The organism is Streptomyces sp. NPDC059477, from assembly GCF_042749375.1.
Taxonomy (GTDB): Bacteria; Actinomycetota; Actinomycetes; order Streptomycetales; family Streptomycetaceae; genus Streptomyces.
The window spans coordinates 155,333-177,783 of record NZ_JBHYUG010000001.1; the positions used below are offsets into that span (position 1 = coordinate 155,333).

Sequence of the window (22,451 nt, forward strand, 5' to 3'; positions counted from 1 at the left end):
AGGCGTGATCGATATCAACGAGTCCGTGATGCAGTTCCTTCTGGCGTTCATCGTCGTCGGGCCGCTTCTCGGCGCCGCCGCGGCTCTGCTGCCGGCCCCGCCCGGACTGAAGGGGAAGTCGCCCGAACAGGCCGTGCTGCGCCATGGTGTGACCGTGACCGGCGCGGTCCTCGCCGCCGCGATCGTCCTGGTCCTCGGCTTCGACCACGACCAGCCGTCGAAGATGCAGGCCAGCACGGACATCAGCTGGATCCCCGCGCTCGATGTGCGCATCCACCTCGGCATCGACGGCATTTCCCTCCCCCTTCTGGTGATGACCGCGCTGCTGACCTTCCTCTGCGCGCTCTACTCCTACTTCAAGATGCCTTCGGGCCCGACCCCGAAGGCGTTCGTCGCCCTGCTGCTCGTCCTGGAGTCCGGCACCCTCGCCACCTTCGCCGTCCTCGATCTGCTGCTGTTCTTCCTCGCCTTCGAGATGGTCCTGATCCCGATGTACTTCCTCATCGCCCGCTGGGGCGGTGAGGGCCGGGCCCGTGCCTCGATGAGGTTCATCCTCTACACGCTGCTCGGCTCCGTGGTCATGCTGCTCGGCCTGCTGCTGATCGGAATCAACGCGGGCACCTTCGACATGATGGCACTCGCCACTGACAACGGCCGGTCGCTGACCACATCCGTGCAGGTCATCGCCGTATTGGCGATCGGTCTCGGGCTCGCGGTGAAGACCCCGATGTGGCCGCTGCACAGCTGGCTGCCGGACGCCCACACCGCCGCCCCGACCGTCGGCTCGGTCCTGCTCGCCGGCGTCCTGCTGAAGATGGGTACGTACGGGTTCGTCCGGATTCTGCTGCCGGTGGCGCCCGACGGCATGCGGACCTTCGCGCCCTACCTCGCCGCCTTCGCCGTCGTCGGGATCATCTACGGGTCCCTGGCCTGTCTGGCCCTCGCCAAACAGGGGGCGAAGGGCGATCTGAAGCGGCTCATCGCCTACTCCTCCGTCGGCCACATGGGCTTCGTGCTGCTCGGCATCGCCTCGATGACCCCGACCGGCGTGAACGGCGCCCTCTTCGCCAACATCGCCCACGGCCTGATCACCGGCCTGCTGTTCTTCCTGGTCGGCGCGCTGAAGGACCGTACCGGCAGCACCGACCTCGACGCGCTCGCCGAACAGACCGGCGCCGCGCTGTACGGCAGGGCCCCGCGCTTCGGCGGACTGCTCGCGTTCGCGGCGGTCGCCTCGCTCGGGCTGCCCGGTCTCGCCGGGTTCTGGGGCGAGATGCTCGCCCTGTTCGGCGCGTTCGATCCGGCGGCCGGACTCAGCCGCCCCGCATTCCTGACCTTCATGTCCATCGCCGCGTTCGGCACCCTGCTCACCGCCGCGTACATGCTGATCGTGGTCCGTCGCGTCTGCATGGGCGCCGTCCCGCAGGACGCCCCCCGGCTCGCCGACGTACAGACGTACGAATATGCGGCCTGGGCCCCGCTCGTCGCCCTCACCGTCGTCGCCGGACTCTGGCCGAAGACCCTCCTGGGCCTGACCGACCCGGCCGTGCAGCAGCTCCTCTCAGGAGGCACCCGATGAGCGCCCTCGCCCAGCCCGGGGCCGCGTCCCTGGTCCAGTCCGTCGACTGGCTCGCCATCGCCCCGCCCACCATCGCCGCCGTGGTCGGCCTCGCCGTCCTCGTCGCCGACCTCTTCGTGGGCGAGCGCAGGAAGGCGCTGCTCGGCTGGGTGTCCGTCGCGGGCCTCGCCGCCGCGGCCCTGATGCTGCTGCCGCTCCTGGACGGCGACCGCTCCACGTTCTGCCTCACCGGCGACCCGGACGTGTGCAGCTACACCGCGGACCGCTTCACCCTCGTCATCCAGTTCCTGGTCCTCGGCGGCGCCCTGCTGACCGCTCTGCTGTCGGTCACCGCCCTCAAGGACGCGCGCGAGGGCCTCCCCGACGGCGAGTACTGGTTCCTGCTGCTGTGCTCCGCCGCCGGCGCCGCCCTGCTGCCCGCCTCCCGCGACCTGGCCACCCTGATCGTCGCCCTGGAGGTCGCCTCCCTGCCCGCCTTCGCGCTGGTGGGCCTCAAGTACGGCGACCGCAGGTCCTCGGAAGCCGCCCTGAAGTTCTTCCTCTCCTCGGTCACCGCCACCGCCGTCACCCTCCTGGGCGTCAGCTTCCTGTACGCCTCCACCGGCACCCTCTACCTCACGGAGATCGCCGCGCGGATCCAGGACGTGGACGGGCAGTTGGGCACCCTCGTCCAGACCGGCGTGGTCCTGACCCTCGTCGGCTTCGCCTTCAAGACGGCCGCCGTGCCCTTCCACTTCTGGGTGCCCGACACCTACGTGGGCGCCCCGCTCCCGATCGCCGCCTATCTGTCGGTCGTCGGCAAGGCGGTCGGCTTCTCCGGCCTGATCCTGGTCACGGTCATCGCCCTGCCGTCGTACGCCGACGTCTGGGGCCCCGCCCTGGCCGCGCTCGCCGCCCTCACCATGACCGTCGGCAACGTCGGCGCCCTCCGGCAGCGCGGCACGCGCGCGTACAGCGCGGTACGCCTGCTCGCCTGGTCCTCCGTCGGTCAGGCCGGCTACCTCCTCGTCCCGATCGCCGCCGCCGCGTACTCCGGCGACCCCGAACGCTCCGTCGGCTCCACCCTCGCCTACGCCCTCATGTACGCCGCCGTGAACCTGGGCGCCTTCGCCGTGGCCGCCCTCGTGGCCCGTACGAAGCCCCGCAACCGCCTCACCGACTACCGGGGCCTGTACGCCACGAACCCCCTCACGGCCCTCCTCCTGGCGTTCTTCCTGCTCTGCCTGGCCGGACTGCCCCCCGGCATCATCGGCCTGTTCGCCAAGGTCACGGTGTTCTCCGCCGCCGTGGACGCGGGCCTCGGCTGGCTCGCCGTCGTCATGGCCGCCAACGTCGTGATCGCCCTGTACTACTACCTCCAGTGGACGGCCCTGCTCTTCCGCGCCCCCGAGGGCGAGCCCACCGCGTACCGCGCCCCCCCGCCCGTCACCGCCGCCATCGCCCTGACGGCCGTCATCGGCATCGCCCTGTCGGGCGCCCCCCAGCTGGTCCTGCGCTTCGCGGACACGACCCTCTTCTGACCCGGCCGTCCGGCAGGGCACGCCCCTGCGGCGGGCCCCCACCGTCCCCCTCACCTCCCCCGTGACCCGGACGGCCCACCCGGCGCGCGCGAACAAAAGGGAACTAGCGGCCCTCGCCTGGCGTTGACCAGAGCGGGAGGGTCCACTGGACGTGACACCACGGCACACCAGTGGCCATCGGACATCAGACAGCAAAGGGTTCCCCTGCCGCACCACTTGGAGGGCGTACCGTGCACCGCCGGCACAACGGGCTCAGGACCGCAGTACTCCTCGGGGGACTGTCCGCACTCATCATCGTCATCGGCGGCCTCTTCGGCCGCACGGGCCTGATCATCGCAGTCCTGATCGCCCTGGGGACGAACGCGTACGCGTACTGGAACAGCGACAAGCTGGCGCTGCGCGCGATGCGGGCCCGCCCGGTGAGCGAGTTCGAGGCCCCGGCGCTGTACCGCATGGTGCGTGAGCTGTCCACGCAGGCCCGCCAGCCCATGCCGCGTCTGTACATCTCCCCGACGGAGGCGCCGAACGCCTTCGCGACCGGCCGCAACCCGCGCAACGCGGCGGTGTGCTGCACGGAAGGCATCCTGCGCCTGCTGGACGAGCGCGAGCTGCGCGGTGTGATCGGCCATGAGCTGAGCCATGTCTACAACCGGGACATCCTGATCTCGTCGGTCGCCGGAGCCCTCGCCTCCGTGATCATGTTCCTGGTCAACTTCGCCTGGCTCATCCCCATCGGCCGCTCCGATGACGACGACGGCCCCGGCCTGCTCGGCATGCTGCTGATCATGATCCTGGGCCCGCTCGCGGCCACGGTCATCCAACTGGCCATCAGCCGGTCCCGCGAGTACGAGGCCGACGCCTCCGGCGCCCAGCTCACCGGCGACCCGCTGGCCCTCGCCAGCGCCCTGCGCAAGCTGGAGGCGGGCACCAAGCAGCTTCCGCTGCCCCCCGAGCCCCGGATCGAGACCGCGAGCCACATGATGATCGCGAACCCGTTCCGCCCCGGCCAGGGCCTGTCCAAGATGTTCTCCACGCACCCGCCGATGGCGGAGCGCATCGCCCGTCTGGAGCAGCTGGCGGGCCGCCAGCGGTGACCCGCGCGGGGGGCCTCACCAGCCGGCGAACCGCCGGTCCGTCGAGACGACCTCCTGCCCCAGCGGCATCAGGGAGAGCGGGATCATCTTGAGGTTGGCCCAGCCGAAGGGGATCCCGATGATCGACAGGAAGAGCGGGATGCTGGTGATGATGTGCCCGAGGGCGAGCCACCAGCCCGCGAAGATGATCCAGATGACATTGCCGATCAGCGAGCCCACCCCGGCCCCTGGTTTGACCTGGGTCGTCCGGCCGAACGGCCACAGCACATACCCGGCGATCCGCAGCGAGGCGACGCCGAACGGAATGGTGATGATCAGGATGAAACAGATGATCGCCGCCAGCGTGTAGGCCAGCGCCAGCCAGATCCCGCTGAAGATCAGCCAGAGGATGTTGAGGATCAGATTGATGATTTTCACAGTCACTGCCCCTTTGCGGATTCCGCTCGGGCCCGGTCCCACCTGCCAGTATCCAGCGTGCGCGCGGACAAGGGAAAACGCAGCGACTCCGCGCGGGGCCACGGCGACCCACGGGACGCGCAACCACGCGACGTGACCGACCCTGTACGGACGACGGGCGGGACATCGCGCCGATCCGGGGCGTGACCGGGGACGGGGGCGCCGATGGCGGGACCGACGACGCCGCCAAGTACGCGCTGCTGTCGTACCCCGGCACGGGAGACGTACGAACTGCTGGGCTGCGCGCCCCAGGGCGCTCTGCGCACGGCGGTGGCACGCGCGCGTGCCGAGGGTTCGGCACCGCTCGGGTCCCTGCCCCTGGAGATCCTCGACCGCCAAGGAACCGCCGTCGGCGAGTGGTACCTGGAGGAGGTCCGCGTCTCGGGCGCCCGCCCATGCGCCCGGGACCTGTCCCTGCTCGACGTCACGGTCGAAGGCTGGACCCCCGAGGACAACCCCCGTGACCACCCGCGGTACCCACCCCTGTCCCCGGGCTACCGGACCCTGTCCGCATCGGGCGAGCCGTACGGAACCTGCCGGGACCTGGCCCACGTACGACCGGCAACACCCCAGCCGCCCGAACCAGCACCCGTACGCCTGGCGCCCTGCGCGCCGCCCTGGACGCGGGAGAGCGGACGCCGGGCGAGGCCAAGCTGATCCGCGTGGACACGTCGGGCCGCCCGGTACAGCCGGCGGCGGAGGGACGGCTGCTGTCCTGGACACCGTCGGCGCACGGCCCCGGCCTCGTCGACCTCACCCTCGCGCCCTGGTCGGAGCGGCCCCCGCTCGCGGCCGAGCAGGTCTGGCGGCTGTGGAGCGAGGGACGTCCGGTGCCCGGCCACTGGGCCCGGTGCGACGCGGCGGGCCGCGAGTTCTGGCTGAGCACCGCGCTGGACAACCACCCGCACGGCTGCCCGGACCGCCCCGCTGACACCACCTACCACCTCGACGGCCGCCACATCACCGACCACCCGGGGTTCTTCTGCGCCCTCCGCGAGGCGGTCAACGGTCCCGGCGGCTACTTCGGCTGGGGTCCCGATGCCCTGACCGACTGCCTCCGGGGCCGCTGGGGCGCGGCCCCGGGCTTCACCCTCGTCTGGCACCGGACCGCAGTCACCCGGAGTTATCCACAGCGAGGTTGTCCACATTCTCGCGGTTGTCCACAGGTCTCCCCGATTGTCGGTGCCGCACGGCACCATGAAGTCATGACCGAGAACGAGCAGTTGCTGAGGCTGGTGCGGGACAAGGCCCACAACGACCACCCGTGGGGCCGGACTTCCCTCCCCGCACCGGTGGACCCGGCCACGGTGGCCCGCGCCGAGGCCACCCTGGGCTTCCGGCTGCCCCCACTGCTCACGGAGCTGTACGTACGGATAGGCGACGGCGGATTCGGCCCGGAGTACGGCCTGCTGCCCCTGCTCGACAGCTCTCCCTCCGAGGAGTCGTCCTCGGTCGCCGAATACCTCACCCGGCGTGGCTGGAAGGGGGACGACGCCGACTGGCTCTGGCCCGAGGCCGTCCTGCCGATATCCCACTGGGGCTGCGGGATGTTCGCCTGCGTGGACTGCCTCGCCCCACAGGCTCCCGTCCTGCTCTTCGAACCGAACACGGACGACGCGGAGCACGCCTGGTACCGGGACGCCCCGAGCCTCGACGCCTGGCTGCGCACATGGATAGACGGCACAGGCTGGTACGAGGAGACGAACGAAGGCATGGACCTGACGCCCTGGGAGTCCTTCCACACAAGGACACCGGAAAGACCCACGAGCTAGCTCTTCCCGCCCGCCTGCCCGCCCCCTGTCTCACGCCCAGTGTCCTGCTCTCCCCGTGGCCGCCCGCCCACGTCGCCCTACCGCGCGGCCACCCACCGCCCGCGCACCCCGTACGCCACCACGCCCACCACCAGCACCCCCACTCCCGCCACCACGGACCCCACCGGCAGGGCGAACGCCAGCACCGCGCACCCGAGGAGGCCCGCCGCCGGTACCAGGCGATGCCTCGGTGCCGGATCGAGGGTCCAGGCCGACGCGTTGGCGATCGCGTAGTACGCCAGCACACCGAAGGAGGAGAAACCGATGGCACCGCGCACGTCGACCGTCGCCGCGAGGACCGCGACCACCGCGCCGACGGCCAGCTCCGCCCGGTGCGGAACCTGGAAGCGGGGATGTACGGCGGCCAGGGCGCCGGGGAGATGGCGGTCGCGGGCCATGGCCAGCGTGGTCCGGGAGACGCCCAGGATCAGGGCGAGCAGGGAGCCCAGCGCGGCCACGGCGGCGCCGACCCGCACCACCGGTGCCAGCTCCGGCATCCCGGCCGCACGCACGGCGTCCGCGAGCGGCGCGCTCGCCCGGGCGAGACCGTCCGGGCCCAGCACGGAGAGGACGGCGACCGCGACGCACACATACACCGCGAGCGTGATGCCGAGGGCCAGTGGGATCGCGCGGGGGATGGTCCGCGCGGGGTCGCGCACCTCCTCGCCGAGGGTCGCGATCCGCGCGTACCCGGCGAACGCGAAGAACAGCAGCCCGGCCGCCTGAAGCACCCCGCCGACGCCACCGGACGCCCCGATGTCCAGCCGCCCCGCATCGGACCCGCCCGACCCCAGACACACGACCACCACGAGAGCGAGGACCGCCAGCACGACCGCCACGATCGCCCGGGTCAGCCAGGCGGACTTCTGGACGCCGCCGTAGTTCACCGCGGTGAGCGCGACCACGGCCGCCACCGCCACGGCATGCGCCTGCCCCGGCCACACATACGCGCCCACGGTGAGCGCCATCGCGGCACAGGAGGCCGTCTTGCCGACCACGAACGCCCAGCCGGCCAGATAACCCCAGAAGGGACCGAGCCGTTCGCGACCGTACACATAGGTACCGCCCGACTGCGGATACCGGGCGGCCAGCCGCGCCGACGAGGCGGCGTTGCAGTACGCGACCGCGGCGGCGACCGCGAGCCCGAGCAGCAGACCCGTCCCCGCCGTGCGCGCGGCGGGGGCCAGCGCGGCGAAGACCCCGGCGCCGATCATCGAGCCGAGCCCGATGACCACGGCGTCACCGACGCCGAGAGTGCGCCGCAGTTCCGGCCCGGAGGACTGTGTCATGCGCCGCACCCTACTGATCGCTGCAACCGCCACCTACCGGGACGACGTCCTCTTCACCAACGTGACGCGAACAGATGACCGACGCGCGCGACGGGCACGACCGGGCGGCAACCGCATGACGTACGACGGCGCCCCGCGCGGCCCGCGTGCCGCTCGGCGGGACGAAGATCACAGGGTGTGAACGGCACGGGCACGGTACGGAAGGGCAGGTTCACGGCATGGGCATCATCAGCTGGATCATTCTGGGACTGTTGGCCGGAGCCATCGCCAAGTTCCTGCTGCCGGGTCGTGACCCCGGTGGCTTCATCGGGACGACCCTCATCGGCATCGTGGGCGCGTTCCTCGGCGGCTGGATCTCCGCCCGCTGGCTGGACCACCCGATCAGCAAGGACTTCTACGACGGTGCCACCTGGGCCTCGGCGATAGGCGGCTCGCTGGTCCTGCTGATCATCTACCGCCTGCTGTTCGGCAACTCGCGCAGGTGACCGACCGCGGGCCGGGCAGGGGAAAGGGCGGGCGCCGTGCGGGCGCCCGCCCGTTAGGCCCGCGGCGGGGTGGCCGGCCGTGGTCCCCCCCCGGCGCGCGGCGGGCCCGGGCCGCCGCGGGCCCGCCCCGCCCCCCCCCCTTCCCGTACGTCCGGGCCCGCGTTCCCCTTCGTACCCGCCGGTGAAGGCGATGTGCACCTGACGGCAGGGGCCCGGCCCGTGGGGCACTAGGCTCGTCCCATGTCACGAATCGACGGCCGCACCCCCCGACAGCTCCGCCCGGTCAGCATCGAACGCGGCTGGAGCAAGCATGCCGAGGGCTCCGTCCTCGTCTCCTTCGGCGACACCCGGGTCCTCTGCACCGCCTCCGTCACCGAGGGCGTCCCGCGCTGGCGCAAGGGCAGCGGCGAGGGCTGGGTCACCGCCGAGTACGCGATGCTGCCCCGAGCCACCAACACCCGCGGCGACCGGGAGTCCGTCCGGGGCCGGATCGGCGGCCGTACGCACGAGATCTCCCGGCTGATCGGCCGCTCCCTGCGCGCGGTCGTCGACTACAAGGCGCTCGGCGAGAACACCGTCGTCCTGGACTGCGACGTCCTCCAGGCCGACGGCGGCACCCGCACCGCGGCCATCACCGGCGCGTACGTGGCGCTGGCCGACGCCGTCAGCTGGGCGCGCGAGAAGAAACTGATCCGCGCCAGCCGCCAGCCGCTGACCGGCACCGTCGCCGCCGTCTCGGTCGGCATCGTCGACGGCGTCCCGCTGCTCGACCTCTGCTACGAGGAGGATGTGCGCGCCGAGACCGACATGAACGTCGTCTGCACCGGCGACGGGCGGTTCGTGGAGGTCCAGGGCACCGCGGAGGCCGAGCCGTTCGCCCGCGAGGAACTCGACGCCCTGCTCGACCTCGCCGTGGCCGGCTCCGCCGAACTGGCCGCCGCGCAGCGCGCCGCGCTCGACATCGCGACGGGGCAGTAGGCGGTACGCGGCGAGCCGGAAGCGGGACCGGGCCCGAGCCGGACGTCGCTCAGGGCCTGAGCCCGACACTGTTCGGGGCCCGAGCCGGACACCAACCGCGCCCGCACAGGGCGTCGATCTCGTCCGAGCCGGACACCAACGGCTCCCGAGCCGGACGCCAACGGCTCCCGAGCCGGACGCCAACGGCTCCCGAGCCGGACGCCAACGGCTCCCGAGCCGGACGCCAACGGCTCCCGAGCCGGACGCCAACCGCGTCCGAGCCGGACGCCAACCGAGTCCGAGCCGGACGCCAACCGAGTCCGAGCCGGACGCCAACCGCGTCCGAACCGGGCGTCAACCGCGCCCGAACCGGGCGTCAACCGCGCCCGAACCGGGCGTCAACCGGGCACAAAGCCCGGAAGTAACACCGGGAAGCAATCCGGGCACCGAACCGGAACGCGAGCCCGAAAGTAAAGGGCGTACCAAATCAGCCGGTGGGCGGTGGCAACCGTTGCCGCCCGCGCGGGCGTCACTACGGGTACGGGCGCATGGCTCATACCTGTGCGCCCGGCCAGCAGTTCAGGGCACAGGGGGCGGCAGTGGGCCGTGTCCGGGCCCGCATCCGAGGGAGGGACCGTTCCATGGCCGCGAGCCGCCGTCGCCGCACCGCAGCCGTCGCCGCCACCCTGGCGGCCGTCGCGCTCACCGCCGGGCTGACCACGGGCTGCGAGGCCGTCAGCAAGGCGCTGGACTGCGTCCAGACCGCCGACGCGATCGCCGACAGCGTCACCGATCTCCAGCAGGCCGTCGACGCCGCGGCGAACGACCCGACCCAGCTCAACGAGTCCCTCCAGTCCATCGAGGACAACCTCGCGGAGATCGGCGACAAGACAGACAACACGGACGTCAACAAGGCGGTCGACGACCTCCAGCAGGCCGTGGACAACGTCCACACCTCGGTGGAGAACGGCGACGCCACCCCGGACATCAGCCCGGTGACGGACGCGGCGGGCGAACTGACGAAGGTGTGCACGCCGTAGCACCACGGACGCCCGGGTCGGGCCTCCTGCCCCCACGGGCCGGGGCACGCCCCCCGTACGAGCCGGCCGGGGCGCACTTCCGCCCCGGCCGACGAGGGACCCACCGCCCCGGCCGGTCCGGAGCGCGCGCCCCGACCCTGGCCCACCACCATCCCCATCCCCCCGCGATACTGACCCCATGACCCGTCTGATCCTCGCCACCCGCAACGCCGGGAAGATCATCGAACTGAAGGCCATCCTCGTCGACGCAGGGCTCCCGCATGAGCTGGTCGGGGCGGAGGCGTATCCGGGGATTCCGGATGTGAAGGAGACCGGTGTCACCTTCGCCGAGAACGCGTTGCTGAAGGCGCACGCGCTGGCGCGGGAGACCGGACTGCCGGCCGTCGCCGATGACTCGGGGCTGTGCGTGGACGTGCTGAACGGGGCGCCGGGGATCTTCTCCGCCCGCTGGGCCGGGCGGCACGGCGACGACCGGGCCAATCTGGAGCTGCTGCTCGCCCAGCTCGCCGACATCGGGGAGGAGCACCGGGGCGCCCACTTCGCCTGCGCCGCCGCCCTCGCCCTGCCGGACGGCACCGAACGGGTGGTGGAAGGACAGCTGCGGGGGACTCTGAGACACGTACCCGCCGGGACCAACGGGTTCGGGTACGACCCGGTCCTCCAGCCCGACGGGTACACCCGGACCTGCGCCGAGCTGAGCCCCGAGGAGAAGAACGCCATCAGCCACCGGGGCAAGGCGTTCCGCGCGCTGGTCCCCGTCGTACGGGAACTCGTCGGAGGCTGAGGGCGAGGGCGAGAGGGCGAGCGGATGAGCGTACGGGAATGAACTGGTGCGGCCGGAGGGACTCGAACCCTCACGGGAGTTACCCCACTGGGACCTAAACCCAGCGTGACTGCCAATTCCACCACGGCCGCCCGGTGCTGCCCGGCCATGCTACTGGCCGGGCAGGGGCGTCAGATGCCCAGATCCTTGATGATCTTCGCCACGTGGCCGGTCGCCCGGACGTTGTACAGCGCCCGCTCGACCTTGCCCTCCTCGTCCACGACCACCGTGGAGCGGATGACGCCCAGGTAGGTCTTGCCGTAGTTCTTCTTCTCGCCGTACGCGCCGTACGCCTCGATCACCGTCTTGTCCGGGTCGCCGGCCAGCGTGATCGTGAGGTGCTCCTTCTCGCGGAACTTGGCGAGCTTCTCCGGGGCGTCCGGGGAGATGCCGATCACGTCGTACCCGGCGCCGGTCAGCAGCTCCAGGTTGTCGGTGAAGTCGCAGGCCTGCTTGGTGCAGCCGGGTGTCAGCGCGGCGGGGTAGAAGTACACGATGACCTTGCGGCCCTTGTGGTCGGCCAGGGACACGTCCTTGCCGTCGGCGTCGGGCAGGGTGAAGGCGGGGGCCACGTCCCCGGGCTGGAGTCGCTCACTCATGGATCGAGCGTAACCGGGGGTGCTGACAGTGCGCCGCGCCGGGAAGCTGACAGACTGTCCGCAACAGCGCGACAGCCAGCGCGACAGCAGAGTTCGGACAACTTCGGAGGCCGTACGGTGGCGGACACGTCGGACACCAGAACCCCGGCGCAGATCGAGGCGGACATCAGGGCCCGCCGCGAGGTGCTGGCCGAGACCCTCGACGAAATCGGCGTACGGGTGCACCCCAGGACGATCGTGGGGGACGCCAAGGCCCAGGTTGCCGCCAACGTCGACCGGACCCTCGGTAAGGCGTACGTCCAGGTCAACAAGGCCGTGAGCGAGGTCAGAGGGCGCTTTGTGAACGAGGAGGGCGCGCCTCGGCTGGAGCGGATCGTGCCGGTCGCCCTCGTCGCCGTCGGCGTGGTGGGCCTGCTGGCCCTGTCCGCCCGACGCCGCAAGGGCTGAGCCGGTCCCCACGGGCCGACCTCACGGGCCGACCCCACGCGTACGGATGTGCTGAGGACAGGTAGGTTCGAGCCGTGAGCGCCAACACGAACGACTCCAGTACCCACCCGGACAAGCTGCCCATCCGCATGCTGCACGACCGTGTCCTGGTCCGGCAGGACGCCGGCGAGGGCGAGCGGCGGTCCGGTGGCGGCATCCTGATCCCCGCCACCGCCGCCGTGGGCCGCCGGCTGGCCTGGGCCGACGTGGTCGCCGTCGGGCAGAACGTACGGACCGTGGAGCCGGGCGACCGGGTGCTGTACGACCCCGAGGACCGCGCCGAGGTCGAGGTGCGGGGCATCGCCTACGTCCTGATGCGTGAGCGCGATCTGCACGCCGTCGCCGCCGACCGCTTCGAGGGCTCGGAGGATTCGACGGGGCTGTACCTGTGAAGTGAGGGTTCCTGGGGCTGGTGACCATCGTCACCAGCCTTTTTGGCTGCCCTTTGCTATGTTTATAAGGCACCCGACGAGACGCGCCGTACCGGGCTGAAGCAAAGACGACGCACCCCGTTCAGTGACACTCGTCTCGGAGGTGCTCGTCATGGCGTGGATTCTGCTGCTCATCGCCGGTCTGCTCGAAGTCGGCTGGTCGATCGGCATGAAGTACACCGAAGGATTCACCCGGCTGTGGCCCAGCGTGTTCACCGGCGCCGGAATCGTCGCCAGCATGTTCCTGCTCGCCCAGGCCGCCAAGACCCTGCCGATCGGCACCGCCTACGGCGTCTGGGTCGGTATCGGCGCGGCCGGTGCGGCGATTCTCGGCATGGCCATCCTGGGTGAGCCGGTCACCGCCGCCCGGATCTTCTTCATCTCGCTGCTGCTGGTCGCCGTCGTGGGCCTGAAGGCGACCTCCGGCCACTGACCGGAAGCCGTCGACACGATCGACCCCGTCGACCCCGTCGACCCCGTCGACCCCGTCGACCCCGTCGACCCTGGGGGCCGTCCGCCGTACCGGCGAGCGGCCCCCAGGTCACGTCCGCGTCACTCTCAGGGAGTCGTCGGCGAGCCGCTCGTCCCCGTCGTCAGACCGCCGCCCTCCGTCCCGCCGTCGGCGCCACCGTCCGTGCCGCCGCCCGGGGACTCGCCGGTGGTGGCGCCGGTCGTGTCGCCCCCCGTCGTCCCCCCGTCGGCCGTACCGCCCCCGGTGCTCTCGCCGGTCGTGCCGCCGGTCGTCGTGGTGCCCGTGTCGCCGCCGGTGGCCGTGCCACCCTCCGCCGGGTCGGTGGACGGACCGTTGTCCGGCGTCTGCGTGCCGCCGTCGCCGTTGCCCGCCTCCTCGCTGGGCGCGCCGGTGACGTCGCCCGGGTTCCCGGCGTCCGGCTGCCCGGTGCTGGGCGGCACCGACGGGTCCACCCATTCGTCGGCGCCGTCCTGCACCTGGAGGTCGAAGTCCGTCACCGGGGTGCCCTCCAGGGCGTCCTTCGTGTACTGCGCGAAGATCTCGGCCGGCGGACCGCCACCGTTGATCCGGGCCAGGCCCAGCGCGCCGTACAGCGGCTCCTGCTTGGCCGTCTCCGGGTTCTGGCCCATCACCGCGATCACCGTCGCCAGGTCGGGGGTGTAGCCCGCGAACCAGGCGGCCTTGTCCTCCTCCGCCGTGCCCGTCTTGCCCGCGACCGGGCGGCCGGCGGCCTGCGCGGCGGTGGCGGTGCCGTTGTCGACGACGCTCTGGAGGACCGACGTCGTGGTGTCGGCGGCCTCGCGGCTCACCGCCTGGGTGGTCTTGCGGTCGGGCAGCGGGATCTCCTGCGCGCCCTCCTTGGTGATCTTCTTCACCAAGGTGTACGTGCCGTGCTCACCGTGGTTGGCGAGGGTGGCGTAGGCCTCCGCCATGTCGAGGACGCTGGCGTTGGCCACGCCCAGCGCGATCGAGGGGCCCGGTTCCAGCGACGGGGTGTCCGGCGGCAGCCCGAGGTCGACCGCCGTCTCCACCACGTTCTCCGGCCCGACGTCCACCGCGAGCTGCGCGTACACCGAGTTCACCGACTTGTCGGTGGCCTCGCGCACGGTGATGTTGCCGTAGTTGACGTCGTCCTCGTTCTCCGGGGCGTACAGGCCGCCGCTCCAGCCCTCCACGGGGCGCTCGCTGGTGCCGTCGTAGACCGCGTTCGGGGTGATCGTGCGCCCGCTCTGGGTGCTGGAGTCGTGGTCGACGGCCGCGGTGAACACGAACGGCTTGAAGATGGAGCCGACCTGGTAGTCCCGTCGGGTGGCGCCGTTGGTGTACTGCTCCACGTAGTCGATGCCGCCGTACATCGCGACGACCTCGCCCGTCTTCGGGTCGACGGAGGCGCCGCCCGCGCGGACGAAGTTGTCCACCTCGCGGCCCTCCTTGTCCAGCTCGGACATCAGCTGGTCGTCCACGGCCTTGACCAGGGCGTCCTGCTTGGGCTTCTGGAGCGTGGTGGTGATCCGGTAGCCGCCGACCTCCAGCTGCTCCGCGGTGAGGATGTCGTGCTCGGTCAGATACTGCTTGACCGCCTCCACGAGGTAACCGCGCTGCCCGGACATACCGGTAGACAGCGTCGCCTCGCGCGGCACCGGGAACTTCAGCGTCGCCCGCTTCTCCTCGGTCAGCCAGCCCTCGGTGACCATGCCGTCCAGCACGTAGTTCCAGCGCGCCTCGGCGGCGCCCCGGTTCTCCGGGTGGGCGATCACGTCGAACTCGCTCGGCGCGTTCAGCAGCGACGCCAGATACGCGCCCTGCGCGGCGTCCAGGTCGGCGGCGTCGATGCCGAAGTACGCCTGGGCCGCGGACTGCATGCCATAGGCGTTGCGGCCGAAGAAGCTGGTGTTGAGATAGCCCTCCAGGATCTGGTCCTTGCTCTTCTCCTGGTCCAGCTTGATCGAGATGAAGAACTCCTTCACCTTGCGCGTGACGGTCTGCTCCTGCGCCAGGTAGTAGTTCTTCACGTACTGCTGGGTGATCGTGGACCCGGACTGCTTGCCCTCACCCATCGCGGTCTTGTAGGCGGCCCGCACCATCGCCTTCGGGTCGATGGCCGACTCGGTGTAGAACTCGCGGTCCTCGGCCGCCAGCACCGCGTGCTGGGCGTCCTTGGAGATCCCGGACAGCGGCACGTTCTCCCGGTTGACCTCGCCGTCGCGGGCCAGCTGGCTGCCGTCGGCGTACAGATACACATTGCTCTGCTTGGTCGCCAGCGCGTTCGCCGGCGGGATCTTCACCAGCGAGTAGCCGAGGAAGAACAGCCCGCCGAGCAGCAGCAGGCCGATCACGCAGGTGGCCAGTGTCATCCGCCAGGTCGGGATCAGCCGCCGCCAGCCCGTGCGTTTCGGCCGGCCCTTCTTTCCTCCCTCTGGCGGTGGCTGCGGTGCCGAGCCCTCGGTCGGCTGCTGCGGCTGCGGCTGGTCGCTCATCTCGTGCACGGACTCCTGTTTCGCGGCGTACGGTCCCCGTACGCCCTCTGTAACGCTTCACGCCCCCCTGTGAAGACTCTCGCACCCGCCGAACCGTTCCCGGTTCACGGCACACGACCGGACCGAAAAAGCAGTGGCATGCGTCACCGCGCGCTCACTAGGCTCCTGCGCTTGGGTTTCTTTCGCGGGTCCGCGAGGTGCGGGGAGGGTGGTGGGAGTGGGCGCAGGACGGTTGTACCTGGCCGTCGCTGCGGGGGGAGTGCGACGGTACGCCACGTACCGGGTGGCCACCGCCGCCGGGGTGTTCACCAACACCGTCTTCGGGATCATCCTCGTCCACACCTATCTGGCCCTGTGGGACCAGCGTCCGCAGCTCGGCGGCTACGACCAGGCGGAGGCCGTCACCTATGTGTGGCTCGGTCAGGCCCTGCTGTCGAGCCTGGCGATCGGGGGCGGCGGCTTCGAGGACGAGCTGATGGACCGTATCCGCACCGGCGATGTGGCCATCGACCTCTACCGGCCCGCCGACCTCCAACTGTTCTGGCTCGCCGGCGACTTGGGGCGGGCGGTGTTCCAGCTGGTGGCGCGCGGGGTGCTGCCGTTCCTCTTCGGCGCGCTGGTGTTCGAGGCCGCGCTGCCCTCGGACGCGGGGACCTGGGCCGCTTTCGCGGTCGCGGTGGCACTGGGCATGCTGGTCAGCTTCGGGATCCGCTATCTGGTCGCGCTGACCGCGTTCTGGCTGATGGACGGCTCGGGAGTGGCGCAGTTGTCCTGGCTGCTCTGCTTCTTCTGCTCGGGCATGCTGCTTCCGCTGAACGTCTTCCCGGGCGCGCTCGGCGAGATCGTCCGGGCCCTGCCCTGGTCGTCACTCCTCCAGGCCCCGGCGGACGTGCTGCTGGGCCAGGGGGACATCTGGCAGACGTTCGCCTTCCAGGCCACCTGGGCGGTGGTGCTGCTGGCGGTGGGCCGGCTGGTGCAGTCGGCGGCGACGCGGCGGGTGGTGGTGCAGGGTGGCTGACGCCGACGCCGGGACGGAGGCGCGGGAGGGCGCCGCGCGGGAGTCCTCGTACAGCCATGGCCATGGCCATGGCAATGACCATGGCTTTGGTCATGGCTACGGGTACGTCGGGCGGCTGCGGGAAGGGCTGCGCGCGTACCGCCTGATCGTCGCGATGTGGATCCGCTCCACGATGGCCTACCGCACCTCCTTCGCGCTGACCACGCTCGGCAGCTTCCTGGCGACCGGGCTGGACTTCGTGGCGATCCTGCTGATGTTCTCCCGGGTGGATGCCCTCGGCGGCTTCGCGCTGCCGGAGATCGCCTTCCTCTACGGCCTGTCCAGCGTCTCCTTCGGCCTGGCGGACCTGGCGATCGGCTCCATGGACCGGCTCGGGCGCCGGGTGCGGGACGGCACCCTGGACACCCTGCTGGTGCGCCCGGCGCCGGTCCTCGCGCAGGTCGCCGCCGACCGCTTCGCACTGCGCCGGGTGGGCCGGGTGGCGCAGGGCACCCTGGTGCTGGGCTACGCGCTCACCCACCTGGACCTCGACTGGACACTGGCCAAGCTGCTGCTGATGCCGGTGATGATCCTCAGCGGCGGGCTGATCTTCTGCGCGGTGTTCGTCGGCGGCGCCGCCTTCCAGTTCGTGGCCCAGGACGCCTCCGAGGTGCAGAACGCGTTCACCTATGGCGGCACCACCCTGCTCCAGTATCCGCCGGCCGTCTTCGGCCAGGAACTGGTGCGCGGGGTGACCTTCGTACTGCCGCTGGCCTTCGTCAACTGGGTGCCCGCGAGCTACATCCTGGGCCGGCCCTACCCGCTGGACCTGCCGGAATGGGTGGCGTTCACCTCGCCGCTGGTGGCCGCGGGGTGCTGTGCGCTGGCCGGGCTGGCGTGGCGGGCGGGGCTGAGGACCTATCGCAGTACGGGCAGTTGACGACGTGAGGGAGACGGCCATGGCCATGACGGACACGGAGCCGGGGACGGAGACCGGCGGCTTCATCGAACTCGACCGGGTGGAGAAGGTCTTCGACGTCCGCAAGCGGACCGGCTTCCTCAAGCGGGAGCGGCGGGAGGTACGGGCGGTCGACGCGCTCTCGTTCCGGGTGGCGCGCGGCGAGATGGTCGGCTACATCGGGCCGAACGGCGCCGGGAAGTCCACCACCATCAAGATGCTGACCGGCATCCTCACCCCGAGCGGCGGACGGCTGCGGGTGGCCGGTATCGACCCCTCGCGCGAACGCGGTCGGCTCGCCCATCGCATCGGGGTCGTCTTCGGCCAGCGCACGACCTTGTGGTGGGACCTCCCGCTGATCGACTCCTACCGGCTGATGCACCGCATGTACCGCATCCCCGACGCCCGTTACCGCGCCAACCTCGACCGCTGCGTCGAACTCCTCGAACTGGGCGAGCTGCTGGACGTCCCCGTCCGCCAGCTCTCGCTCGGCCAGCGGATGCGCGGCGACATCGCCGCGGCGCTGCTGCACGACCCCGAGGTGCTCTACCTCGACGAGCCGACGATCGGACTGGACGTCATCTCCAAGGCCAAGGTCCGCGGCTTCCTGCGCGACCTCAACACCGAGCGGGGCACGACGGTCCTGCTCACCACCCACGATCTCCAGGACATCGAGCAACTGTGCTCCCGGGTGATGGTCATCGACCACGGGCGCCTCATGTACGACGGTCCGCTCACCGGCCTGCACGAGGCGGGCGAGAGCGAGCGGACCCTCGTCGTGGACCTGGAGCGCGAACTGCCCCCCATCGACGTGCCGCCCGCCCGGGTCGTGCGCGTCGAGGGGCCCCGGCAGTGGCTGGCCTTCCCGGCGGCGCAGTCGGCGGCGCCGCTGGTGGCGCGGGTAGCGGCGGAGTATCCGCTGGTGGATCTGTCGGTACGGGAGCCGGACATCGAGGCCGTGATCGCGCGGATGTACGCGGGGCGGGCGAGCGTGTAGCCGGTGTGCTCCCCTCGGGGCGCCGGGAGTGGTGCCGCAAGCCGCGTAGTGCCCGGCGCGCGGAACTCGTAGGCTGCTGGTATGACCGACGATGCCCCGGAGCTGCGCGCCTCCGACGCCGATCGAGAGCGAGTCGCCGAGGTCCTGCGGGACGCCCTCGCGGAGGGCCGGCTGGACATGACGGAGTTCGAGGAACGGCTGGATCAGACGTACCGGGCGCGGACGTACGGCGAGCTGGCCCCGATCACCCGTGATCTGCCCGGCGCGGGGGTGGCCGCGCCGCCCGCCGTGTCCCTGGTCAAGGGGCCGGAGGGGAGCGGGGGTTGGGCGGGGCGGCTGACCGGCGCCGACGGGACGTCCGCGTGGGGTGTGGCCGTGCTGGCGGGGTTTCAGCGCAAGGGGCACTGGACGATGCCCAAGCGGTTCACCAGCGTGGCCTTCTGGGGCGGCGGGGAGATCGACCTGCGTGAGGCGAACTTCGCGGAGCGCGAGGTGGTGATCAACTGCGTCGCGATCATGGGCGGGGTGAACATCATCGTGCCGCCGGGGGTCGAGGTCGTGGTGCGCGGCATCGGCGTCATGGGGGGATTCGACCACCGTGAGGACGGGGTGCCGGGGGATCCCGGGGCCCCTCGGGTGATCGTCACCGGGTTCGCCTTCTGGGGCGGGGTGGGGGTCGAGCGGAAGGTCACGCGGGCCGAGCGGCAGCGGTTGAAGGCGGAGCGGCGGCAGGAGCGGGTGGAACGCCGGGCGGCGCGGCGTGAGCTTCAGCAGGATCATCGGGACGAGGCGTACGAGGCGCATCGGCGGATGCTGGACGGGCACCGGGAGCGGCGGGAGCGGGGGGAGTAGGCGGGGGGTTGGTGTGGGCGTCGGGTTGGGGGCTCACCGGGGGTGGGGTGGTTTGGCTCACCCGGCGCTGAAGCTGAGGCCGGGGCGTGTCGCGAACCGGCGCTTGCCGGGTGCCGCTGCGCCCACCCGTGCCGCCCCAGCGGCACGACTGCCCGCAGCTGGGGCGGCGGTTTGCTGCTAGGGCCGCGTCATAGCTCTGCCGGAGCCGACCCGCTCAGGGACGTCAGGTCGAAGGAGTCCGCCATCCGGGCGTAGCCCCTGTCGCTCGGGTGGAGGTGGTCGCCCGAGTCGTAGTCGGGGCGGAAGCGCCGGGGGTCGTACGGGTCGCGTACCGCCCGGTCGAAGTCGGTGACCGCGTCGAAGACCCGCCCCGCGCGGATCTCGGCGTTGATCTGCCGCCGTACCTCCTCGCGCGCGTCCGTGTACCCCCCGTGGCCGTGGAACGGCATGAGCGTGGCGCCGATGACCCTGACGCCCCGGGCGTGGGCCTGGTCCACGAGGGTGCGCAGGCCGGTGAGGATGCGGTCGGGGTCGGCGGTGCCGGGATGCCGGAGGATGTCGTTGACACCGAGGTCGATGACGACGACCTCGACGTCCGTGCGGCCCAGGACGTCACGGGCGAACCGGCCCAGCCCGCTGGGGTTGTCGGCGGGGCGCCCCAGGCCGTCGGAGAGGAGCCGGTTCCCGCTGATGCCCTGGTTGACGACGCTGTGCCGCGGCACATCCGCCGTACCCGCGGCGACGGCCTCGCGGATACGGTCGGACAGCACATCGGGCCAGCGCCGGTTCGCGCCGACCGTGGACATCGCCCCGTCGGTCAGCGAGTCGCCGAACACCACGACCGTGCCGTCGGACTCGTCGCTGAGCACGTCCAGCGCGGTCAGATACCGCCACGCCTCCACCTGCTCGGTGTACGCCGCGCCGGTCGTGCCCGCCGCGTGGTCGCCGACGGCGGCGTACGAGATCTGGCGGGCGCGCGGGTGATGGGTGACCGGCCCGGCGCCGGTGGGGGAGTACGTGGTGACCAGGACGTCACTGTCGTGCGGGACACGCAGCTCCACCGGGTCGCTGATCAGCTGCTGCCCGGCCGGTACGACGGCCCGCCCCGCGCCCCCGAAGGTCACCCGGCGCATGCTCTCGGGCACCGCCGCGGCCTCGCCCGAGCCCGCCGCCAGGGCGATCGTCGCGTGGGTGATCGTGAGCGGCTGCTGTCCGTAGAGGTTGGAGAGGGTGATCCGCGCCTGGGTGCCGCCCGCGCTGGTGTGCACCACATTGCGCAGCGACCGGCCCGCGAGGCCACCCCTGCCGGTGCCGGGCGCGGTGCCGGGCTCGGCCGCCGCCGGGGACGCGGACCAGGAACTCACCCAGGTGCCCGCGGAGACGGGCGCGGCCGACCGCGGGGCCGACCGTCCGGCGTGCGGGCGCTCGGTGTGCCCCTCGTCGGCGGCGACCCCGAGGTATATCCCGCCCGACACCGCGACGGCCAGGGCGAGCAGCGCGGCGAGCAGGGCGTGGTCGTGGCGCCTGGACATGGGGTGATGGGTCTCCTCGGGCGGCGGAGCCCCGGACCGGCTCCGGTGTGATCACCTCATGATGGGTCATGAGATGAAGGCGTGTGCGTCTCCGACCGGACAGACGCCGGGAACTCCTGTTCCGTTCCGGGAGTCGGTCAGGCAGGGACAATGGTGCTGTGGAGGATCGTGAACGGGTGGAGCGGATGGATCGTACGAAAATCGACGAAGAGCCGGGGAATCGGGAAGATCTCCTGAAAAAGGAGATAGCGGGCGGTGGGTCCGGAAGGGACAGCGCCCGCGCCGGCACCCCCGGCACCCGCCCCGGCGTGCGCGCGATGACCACCTTCAGCGCCGCCGACGAGGAGAAGCAGCGCGGCGTACGGCGGATGAAGCTCACCGCGGCCGGGCTGCTGCTGCTGGTCGCCGTGATCTACGTGCTGGCGAAGTGGGCCGGCAACGCGGGCGCGGGCCCCTGGACGGGCTATGTGGCCGCCGCCGCGGAGGCGGGCATGGTCGGCGCGCTCGCCGACTGGTTCGCGGTCACCGCGCTGTTCCGCCACCCGCTCGGCATCCCCATCCCGCACACCGCGATCATCCCCCGGAAGAAGGACCAGCTCGGCGCCGCGCTCGGCGGCTTCGTCGGGGAGAACTTCCTGTCCGAGACGGTCGTCCGGCAGCGGCTGCGCGCCGTCGGCATCGGCAGCAGGCTGGGCACCTGGCTCAGCCAGCCGGCCAACGCCGACCGGGTGACCGCCGAGCTGGCGACCGCGCTGCGCGGCGCGCTGACCGTGCTGCGCGACTCCGATGTGCAGGCGGTGGTGGGGGAGGCGATCACCCGGCGGGCCGAGGCCCAGGAGATCGCGCCCGGCATGGGCAAGATGCTGGAGAAGGTCGTCGCCGACGGCGGCCACAACCGGGTCGTGGACCTGGTGGTGACCCGGGCGCACGACTGGCTGGTGGAGCACGGCGACTCCGTGATGGACGCGGTGCAGGGCGGGGCCCCCGGCTGGACCCCGCGGTTCGTGGACCGCAAGATCGGCGACCGGGTCTACAGGGAGCTGCTGCGGTTCTGCGCCGAGATGCGGGACATGCCGTCCCATCCCGCGCGCGGCGCACTCGACCGGTTCCTCGCCGACTTCGCCTCCGACCTCCAGTCCGACACCGAGACCCGTACGAAGGTGGAGCGGCTCAAGAGCGAGGTGCTGGGCCGTGGCGAGGTCCAGGATCTGATCGCGTCCGCCTGGACGGCCGTACGCACCATGATCGTTTCTGCGGCCGATGACGAGCGCAGTGAACTGCGGCTGCGGGTGCGTGCCTCGCTGCTGTCGCTGGGCGCCCGGATGGCCACCGAGCCCAACCTCCAGGAGAAGGTCGACAGCTGGGTGGAGGACGCGGCGGTGCATGTCGTGACCACCTACCGGGGTGAGATCACCTCCCTGATCACCGACACGGTGGCGAGCTGGGACCCCGAGCACACCACCCGCAAGATCGAGGCCCATATCGGCCGTGACCTCCAGTTCATCCGGATCAACGGCACCATCGTCGGCTCGCTGGCCGGGCTGCTGATCTACACGGTCTCGCGCATGCTGGGGGCATAGCCCCCGGGCCGCGGGT

22 protein-coding genes, 1 tRNA gene, 1 pseudogene and 1 riboswitch are annotated in these 22,451 nt (G+C 71.5%); of the genes and pseudogenes, 18 read left to right on the top strand and 6 right to left on the bottom strand.

The genetic code is table 11. The annotated features are described in order from the left end of the window. Positions 1-4: 4 nt before the first annotated feature. The 3 genes from ACFXAZ_RS00755 (at position 5) to htpX (ending at position 4,193) form a co-directional block, all read left to right on the top strand. Entirely contained in the window at positions 5-1,579 is a 1,575-nt protein-coding gene (locus ACFXAZ_RS00755; RefSeq protein ID WP_384582885.1) for a NuoM family protein, read from the top strand. Continuing rightward, a complete protein-coding gene (locus tag ACFXAZ_RS00760; protein ID WP_384582888.1) occupies positions 1,576-3,099 on the top strand; it encodes an NADH-quinone oxidoreductase subunit N in 1,524 nt (507 codons plus the stop codon). The genes ACFXAZ_RS00755 and ACFXAZ_RS00760 overlap by 4 nt, the downstream gene beginning before the upstream one ends. A gap of 230 nt (positions 3,100-3,329) precedes the next feature. Then, on the top strand, positions 3,330-4,193 hold the full coding sequence (gene htpX, locus ACFXAZ_RS00765; protein WP_384582891.1) for a zinc metalloprotease HtpX: 864 nt from the start codon (positions 3,330-3,332) through the stop codon (positions 4,191-4,193). Positions 4,194-4,208: 15 nt separating this feature from the next. On the opposite strand, the gene ACFXAZ_RS00770 is transcribed toward htpX, so the two are convergent. Further along, entirely contained in the window at positions 4,209-4,610 is a 402-nt protein-coding gene (locus tag ACFXAZ_RS00770) for a YccF domain-containing protein (protein WP_384582894.1), read from the bottom strand. Positions 4,611-4,814: 204 nt separating this feature from the next. Between ACFXAZ_RS00770 and ACFXAZ_RS00775 the strand changes: the two genes are divergently transcribed. The 3 genes and pseudogenes from ACFXAZ_RS00775 (at position 4,815) to ACFXAZ_RS00785 (ending at position 6,421) form a co-directional block, all read left to right on the top strand. After that, complete coding sequence (locus tag ACFXAZ_RS00775) at positions 4,815-5,306, top strand: hypothetical protein (protein WP_384582897.1); 492 nt, start codon at positions 4,815-4,817, stop codon at positions 5,304-5,306. Between the two features lie 173 nt (positions 5,307-5,479). After that, positions 5,480-5,713, top strand: a pseudogene (locus ACFXAZ_RS00780) (barstar family protein); the annotation flags it as partial. 141 nt (positions 5,714-5,854) lie between these two features. Next, positions 5,855-6,421, top strand: coding sequence for an SMI1/KNR4 family protein (locus ACFXAZ_RS00785; protein ID WP_384583109.1), 567 nt, complete (start codon positions 5,855-5,857; stop codon positions 6,419-6,421). A 77-nt stretch (positions 6,422-6,498) separates the two neighbouring features. Here ACFXAZ_RS00785 and ACFXAZ_RS00790 read toward each other — a convergent pair whose 3' ends face one another. Further along, entirely contained in the window at positions 6,499-7,749 is a 1,251-nt protein-coding gene (locus ACFXAZ_RS00790) for an APC family permease (protein ID WP_384582900.1), read from the bottom strand. Positions 7,750-7,967: 218 nt separating this feature from the next. On the opposite strand from ACFXAZ_RS00790, the gene ACFXAZ_RS00795 reads away from it, so the two are divergent. The 4 genes from ACFXAZ_RS00795 (at position 7,968) to rdgB (ending at position 11,015) form a co-directional block, all read left to right on the top strand. Next, positions 7,968-8,234 carry a GlsB/YeaQ/YmgE family stress response membrane protein gene (locus ACFXAZ_RS00795; protein ID WP_384582903.1) on the top strand — a complete coding sequence of 89 codons (267 nt, stop codon included), beginning with the start codon at positions 7,968-7,970 and terminating at the stop codon, positions 8,232-8,234. Positions 8,235-8,474: 240 nt separating this feature from the next. After that, a complete protein-coding gene (gene rph, locus ACFXAZ_RS00800) occupies positions 8,475-9,212 on the top strand; it encodes a ribonuclease PH (protein WP_384582906.1) in 738 nt (245 codons plus the stop codon). A gap of 620 nt (positions 9,213-9,832) precedes the next feature. Next, entirely contained in the window at positions 9,833-10,231 is a 399-nt protein-coding gene (locus ACFXAZ_RS00805) for a hypothetical protein (protein ID WP_384582909.1), read from the top strand. Between the two features lie 178 nt (positions 10,232-10,409). Then, positions 10,410-11,015, top strand: a complete 606-nt coding sequence (gene rdgB / locus ACFXAZ_RS00810; protein ID WP_384582912.1) for an RdgB/HAM1 family non-canonical purine NTP pyrophosphatase — start codon at positions 10,410-10,412, stop codon at positions 11,013-11,015. 44 nt (positions 11,016-11,059) lie between these two features. Here rdgB and ACFXAZ_RS00815 read toward each other — a convergent pair. After that, positions 11,060-11,146, bottom strand: a tRNA-Leu gene (locus ACFXAZ_RS00815). Between the two features lie 39 nt (positions 11,147-11,185). Beyond that, positions 11,186-11,653 carry a thioredoxin-dependent thiol peroxidase gene (gene bcp / locus ACFXAZ_RS00820; protein ID WP_384582915.1) on the bottom strand — a complete coding sequence of 156 codons (468 nt, stop codon included), beginning with the start codon at positions 11,651-11,653 and terminating at the stop codon, positions 11,186-11,188. 117 nt (positions 11,654-11,770) lie between these two features. On the opposite strand from bcp, the gene ACFXAZ_RS00825 reads away from it, so the two are divergent. The 3 genes from ACFXAZ_RS00825 to ACFXAZ_RS00835 all read left to right on the top strand — a co-directional run bounded on the left by ACFXAZ_RS00825 (position 11,771) and on the right by ACFXAZ_RS00835 (position 13,003). Next, a complete protein-coding gene (locus tag ACFXAZ_RS00825) occupies positions 11,771-12,100 on the top strand; it encodes a DUF3618 domain-containing protein (RefSeq protein ID WP_384582918.1) in 330 nt (109 codons plus the stop codon). A gap of 128 nt (positions 12,101-12,228) precedes the next feature. Beyond that, positions 12,229-12,531, top strand: coding sequence for a GroES family chaperonin (locus ACFXAZ_RS00830; protein ID WP_382682058.1), 303 nt, complete (start codon positions 12,229-12,231; stop codon positions 12,529-12,531). A gap of 45 nt (positions 12,532-12,576) precedes the next feature. Continuing rightward, positions 12,577-12,648, top strand: a riboswitch (guanidine-III (ykkC-III) riboswitch). Positions 12,649-12,682: 34 nt separating this feature from the next. Further along, positions 12,683-13,003 carry a DMT family transporter gene (locus ACFXAZ_RS00835; protein ID WP_384582921.1) on the top strand — a complete coding sequence of 107 codons (321 nt, stop codon included), beginning with the start codon at positions 12,683-12,685 and terminating at the stop codon, positions 13,001-13,003. A gap of 125 nt (positions 13,004-13,128) precedes the next feature. Here ACFXAZ_RS00835 and ACFXAZ_RS00840 read toward each other — a convergent pair whose 3' ends face one another. Continuing rightward, positions 13,129-15,519 carry a transglycosylase domain-containing protein gene (locus ACFXAZ_RS00840; RefSeq protein WP_384582924.1) on the bottom strand — a complete coding sequence of 797 codons (2,391 nt, stop codon included), beginning with the start codon at positions 15,517-15,519 and terminating at the stop codon, positions 13,129-13,131. A 211-nt stretch (positions 15,520-15,730) separates the two neighbouring features. Between ACFXAZ_RS00840 and ACFXAZ_RS00845 the strand changes: the two genes are divergently transcribed. The 4 genes from ACFXAZ_RS00845 to ACFXAZ_RS00860 all read left to right on the top strand — a co-directional run bounded on the left by ACFXAZ_RS00845 (position 15,731) and on the right by ACFXAZ_RS00860 (position 19,323). Then, on the top strand, positions 15,731-16,537 hold the full coding sequence (locus ACFXAZ_RS00845; protein WP_384582927.1) for an ABC transporter permease: 807 nt from the start codon (positions 15,731-15,733) through the stop codon (positions 16,535-16,537). Between the two features lie 115 nt (positions 16,538-16,652). Continuing rightward, positions 16,653-17,456 (top strand): ABC transporter permease, encoded by an 804-nt coding sequence (locus ACFXAZ_RS00850; protein ID WP_384583112.1) that lies wholly within the window; start codon positions 16,653-16,655, stop codon positions 17,454-17,456. 19 nt (positions 17,457-17,475) lie between these two features. Next, positions 17,476-18,471 carry an ATP-binding cassette domain-containing protein gene (locus ACFXAZ_RS00855; protein ID WP_384582930.1) on the top strand — a complete coding sequence of 332 codons (996 nt, stop codon included), beginning with the start codon at positions 17,476-17,478 and terminating at the stop codon, positions 18,469-18,471. Positions 18,472-18,552: 81 nt separating this feature from the next. Further along, positions 18,553-19,323: a DUF1707 domain-containing protein gene (locus ACFXAZ_RS00860; RefSeq protein ID WP_384582932.1), complete on the top strand. Its 771-nt coding sequence runs from the start codon at positions 18,553-18,555 to the stop codon at positions 19,321-19,323. A gap of 188 nt (positions 19,324-19,511) precedes the next feature. On the opposite strand, the gene ACFXAZ_RS00865 is transcribed toward ACFXAZ_RS00860, so the two are convergent. After that, positions 19,512-20,855: an SGNH/GDSL hydrolase family protein gene (locus ACFXAZ_RS00865; protein WP_384582935.1), complete on the bottom strand. Its 1,344-nt coding sequence runs from the start codon at positions 20,853-20,855 to the stop codon at positions 19,512-19,514. Positions 20,856-21,040: 185 nt separating this feature from the next. On the opposite strand from ACFXAZ_RS00865, the gene ACFXAZ_RS00870 reads away from it, so the two are divergent. After that, positions 21,041-22,435, top strand: coding sequence for a DUF445 domain-containing protein (locus ACFXAZ_RS00870; protein WP_384582938.1), 1,395 nt, complete (start codon positions 21,041-21,043; stop codon positions 22,433-22,435). Positions 22,436-22,451 lie beyond the last annotated feature (16 nt).

What these genes read in the sequence shown, in the direction of transcription:
- ACFXAZ_RS00835 (WP_384582921.1), top strand. Translation starts at nt 12,683, where the DNA reads ATGGCGTGGATTCTGCTGCTCATCGCCGGTCTGCTCGAAGTCGGCTGG.
- ACFXAZ_RS00865 (WP_384582935.1), bottom strand. Translation starts at nt 20,855, where the DNA reads ATGTCCAGGCGCCACGACCACGCCCTGCTCGCCGCGCTGCTCGCCCTG.
- ACFXAZ_RS00855 (WP_384582930.1), top strand. Translation starts at nt 17,476, where the DNA reads ATGGCCATGACGGACACGGAGCCGGGGACGGAGACCGGCGGCTTCATC.
- ACFXAZ_RS00785 (WP_384583109.1), top strand. Translation starts at nt 5,855, where the DNA reads ATGACCGAGAACGAGCAGTTGCTGAGGCTGGTGCGGGACAAGGCCCAC.
- bcp (WP_384582915.1), bottom strand. Translation starts at nt 11,653, where the DNA reads ATGAGTGAGCGACTCCAGCCCGGGGACGTGGCCCCCGCCTTCACCCTG.
- ACFXAZ_RS00870 (WP_384582938.1), top strand. Translation starts at nt 21,041, where the DNA reads ATGGATCGTACGAAAATCGACGAAGAGCCGGGGAATCGGGAAGATCTC.
- ACFXAZ_RS00860 (WP_384582932.1), top strand. Translation starts at nt 18,553, where the DNA reads ATGACCGACGATGCCCCGGAGCTGCGCGCCTCCGACGCCGATCGAGAG.
- ACFXAZ_RS00805 (WP_384582909.1), top strand. Translation starts at nt 9,833, where the DNA reads ATGGCCGCGAGCCGCCGTCGCCGCACCGCAGCCGTCGCCGCCACCCTG.
- rdgB (WP_384582912.1), top strand. Translation starts at nt 10,410, where the DNA reads ATGACCCGTCTGATCCTCGCCACCCGCAACGCCGGGAAGATCATCGAA.
- rph (WP_384582906.1), top strand. Translation starts at nt 8,475, where the DNA reads ATGTCACGAATCGACGGCCGCACCCCCCGACAGCTCCGCCCGGTCAGC.
- ACFXAZ_RS00760 (WP_384582888.1), top strand. Translation starts at nt 1,576, where the DNA reads ATGAGCGCCCTCGCCCAGCCCGGGGCCGCGTCCCTGGTCCAGTCCGTC.
- ACFXAZ_RS00830 (WP_382682058.1), top strand. Translation starts at nt 12,229, where the DNA reads ATGCTGCACGACCGTGTCCTGGTCCGGCAGGACGCCGGCGAGGGCGAG.
- ACFXAZ_RS00840 (WP_384582924.1), bottom strand. Translation starts at nt 15,519, where the DNA reads ATGAGCGACCAGCCGCAGCCGCAGCAGCCGACCGAGGGCTCGGCACCG.
- ACFXAZ_RS00775 (WP_384582897.1), top strand. Translation starts at nt 4,815, where the DNA reads ATGGCGGGACCGACGACGCCGCCAAGTACGCGCTGCTGTCGTACCCCG.
- ACFXAZ_RS00790 (WP_384582900.1), bottom strand. Translation starts at nt 7,749, where the DNA reads ATGACACAGTCCTCCGGGCCGGAACTGCGGCGCACTCTCGGCGTCGGT.
- ACFXAZ_RS00795 (WP_384582903.1), top strand. Translation starts at nt 7,968, where the DNA reads ATGGGCATCATCAGCTGGATCATTCTGGGACTGTTGGCCGGAGCCATC.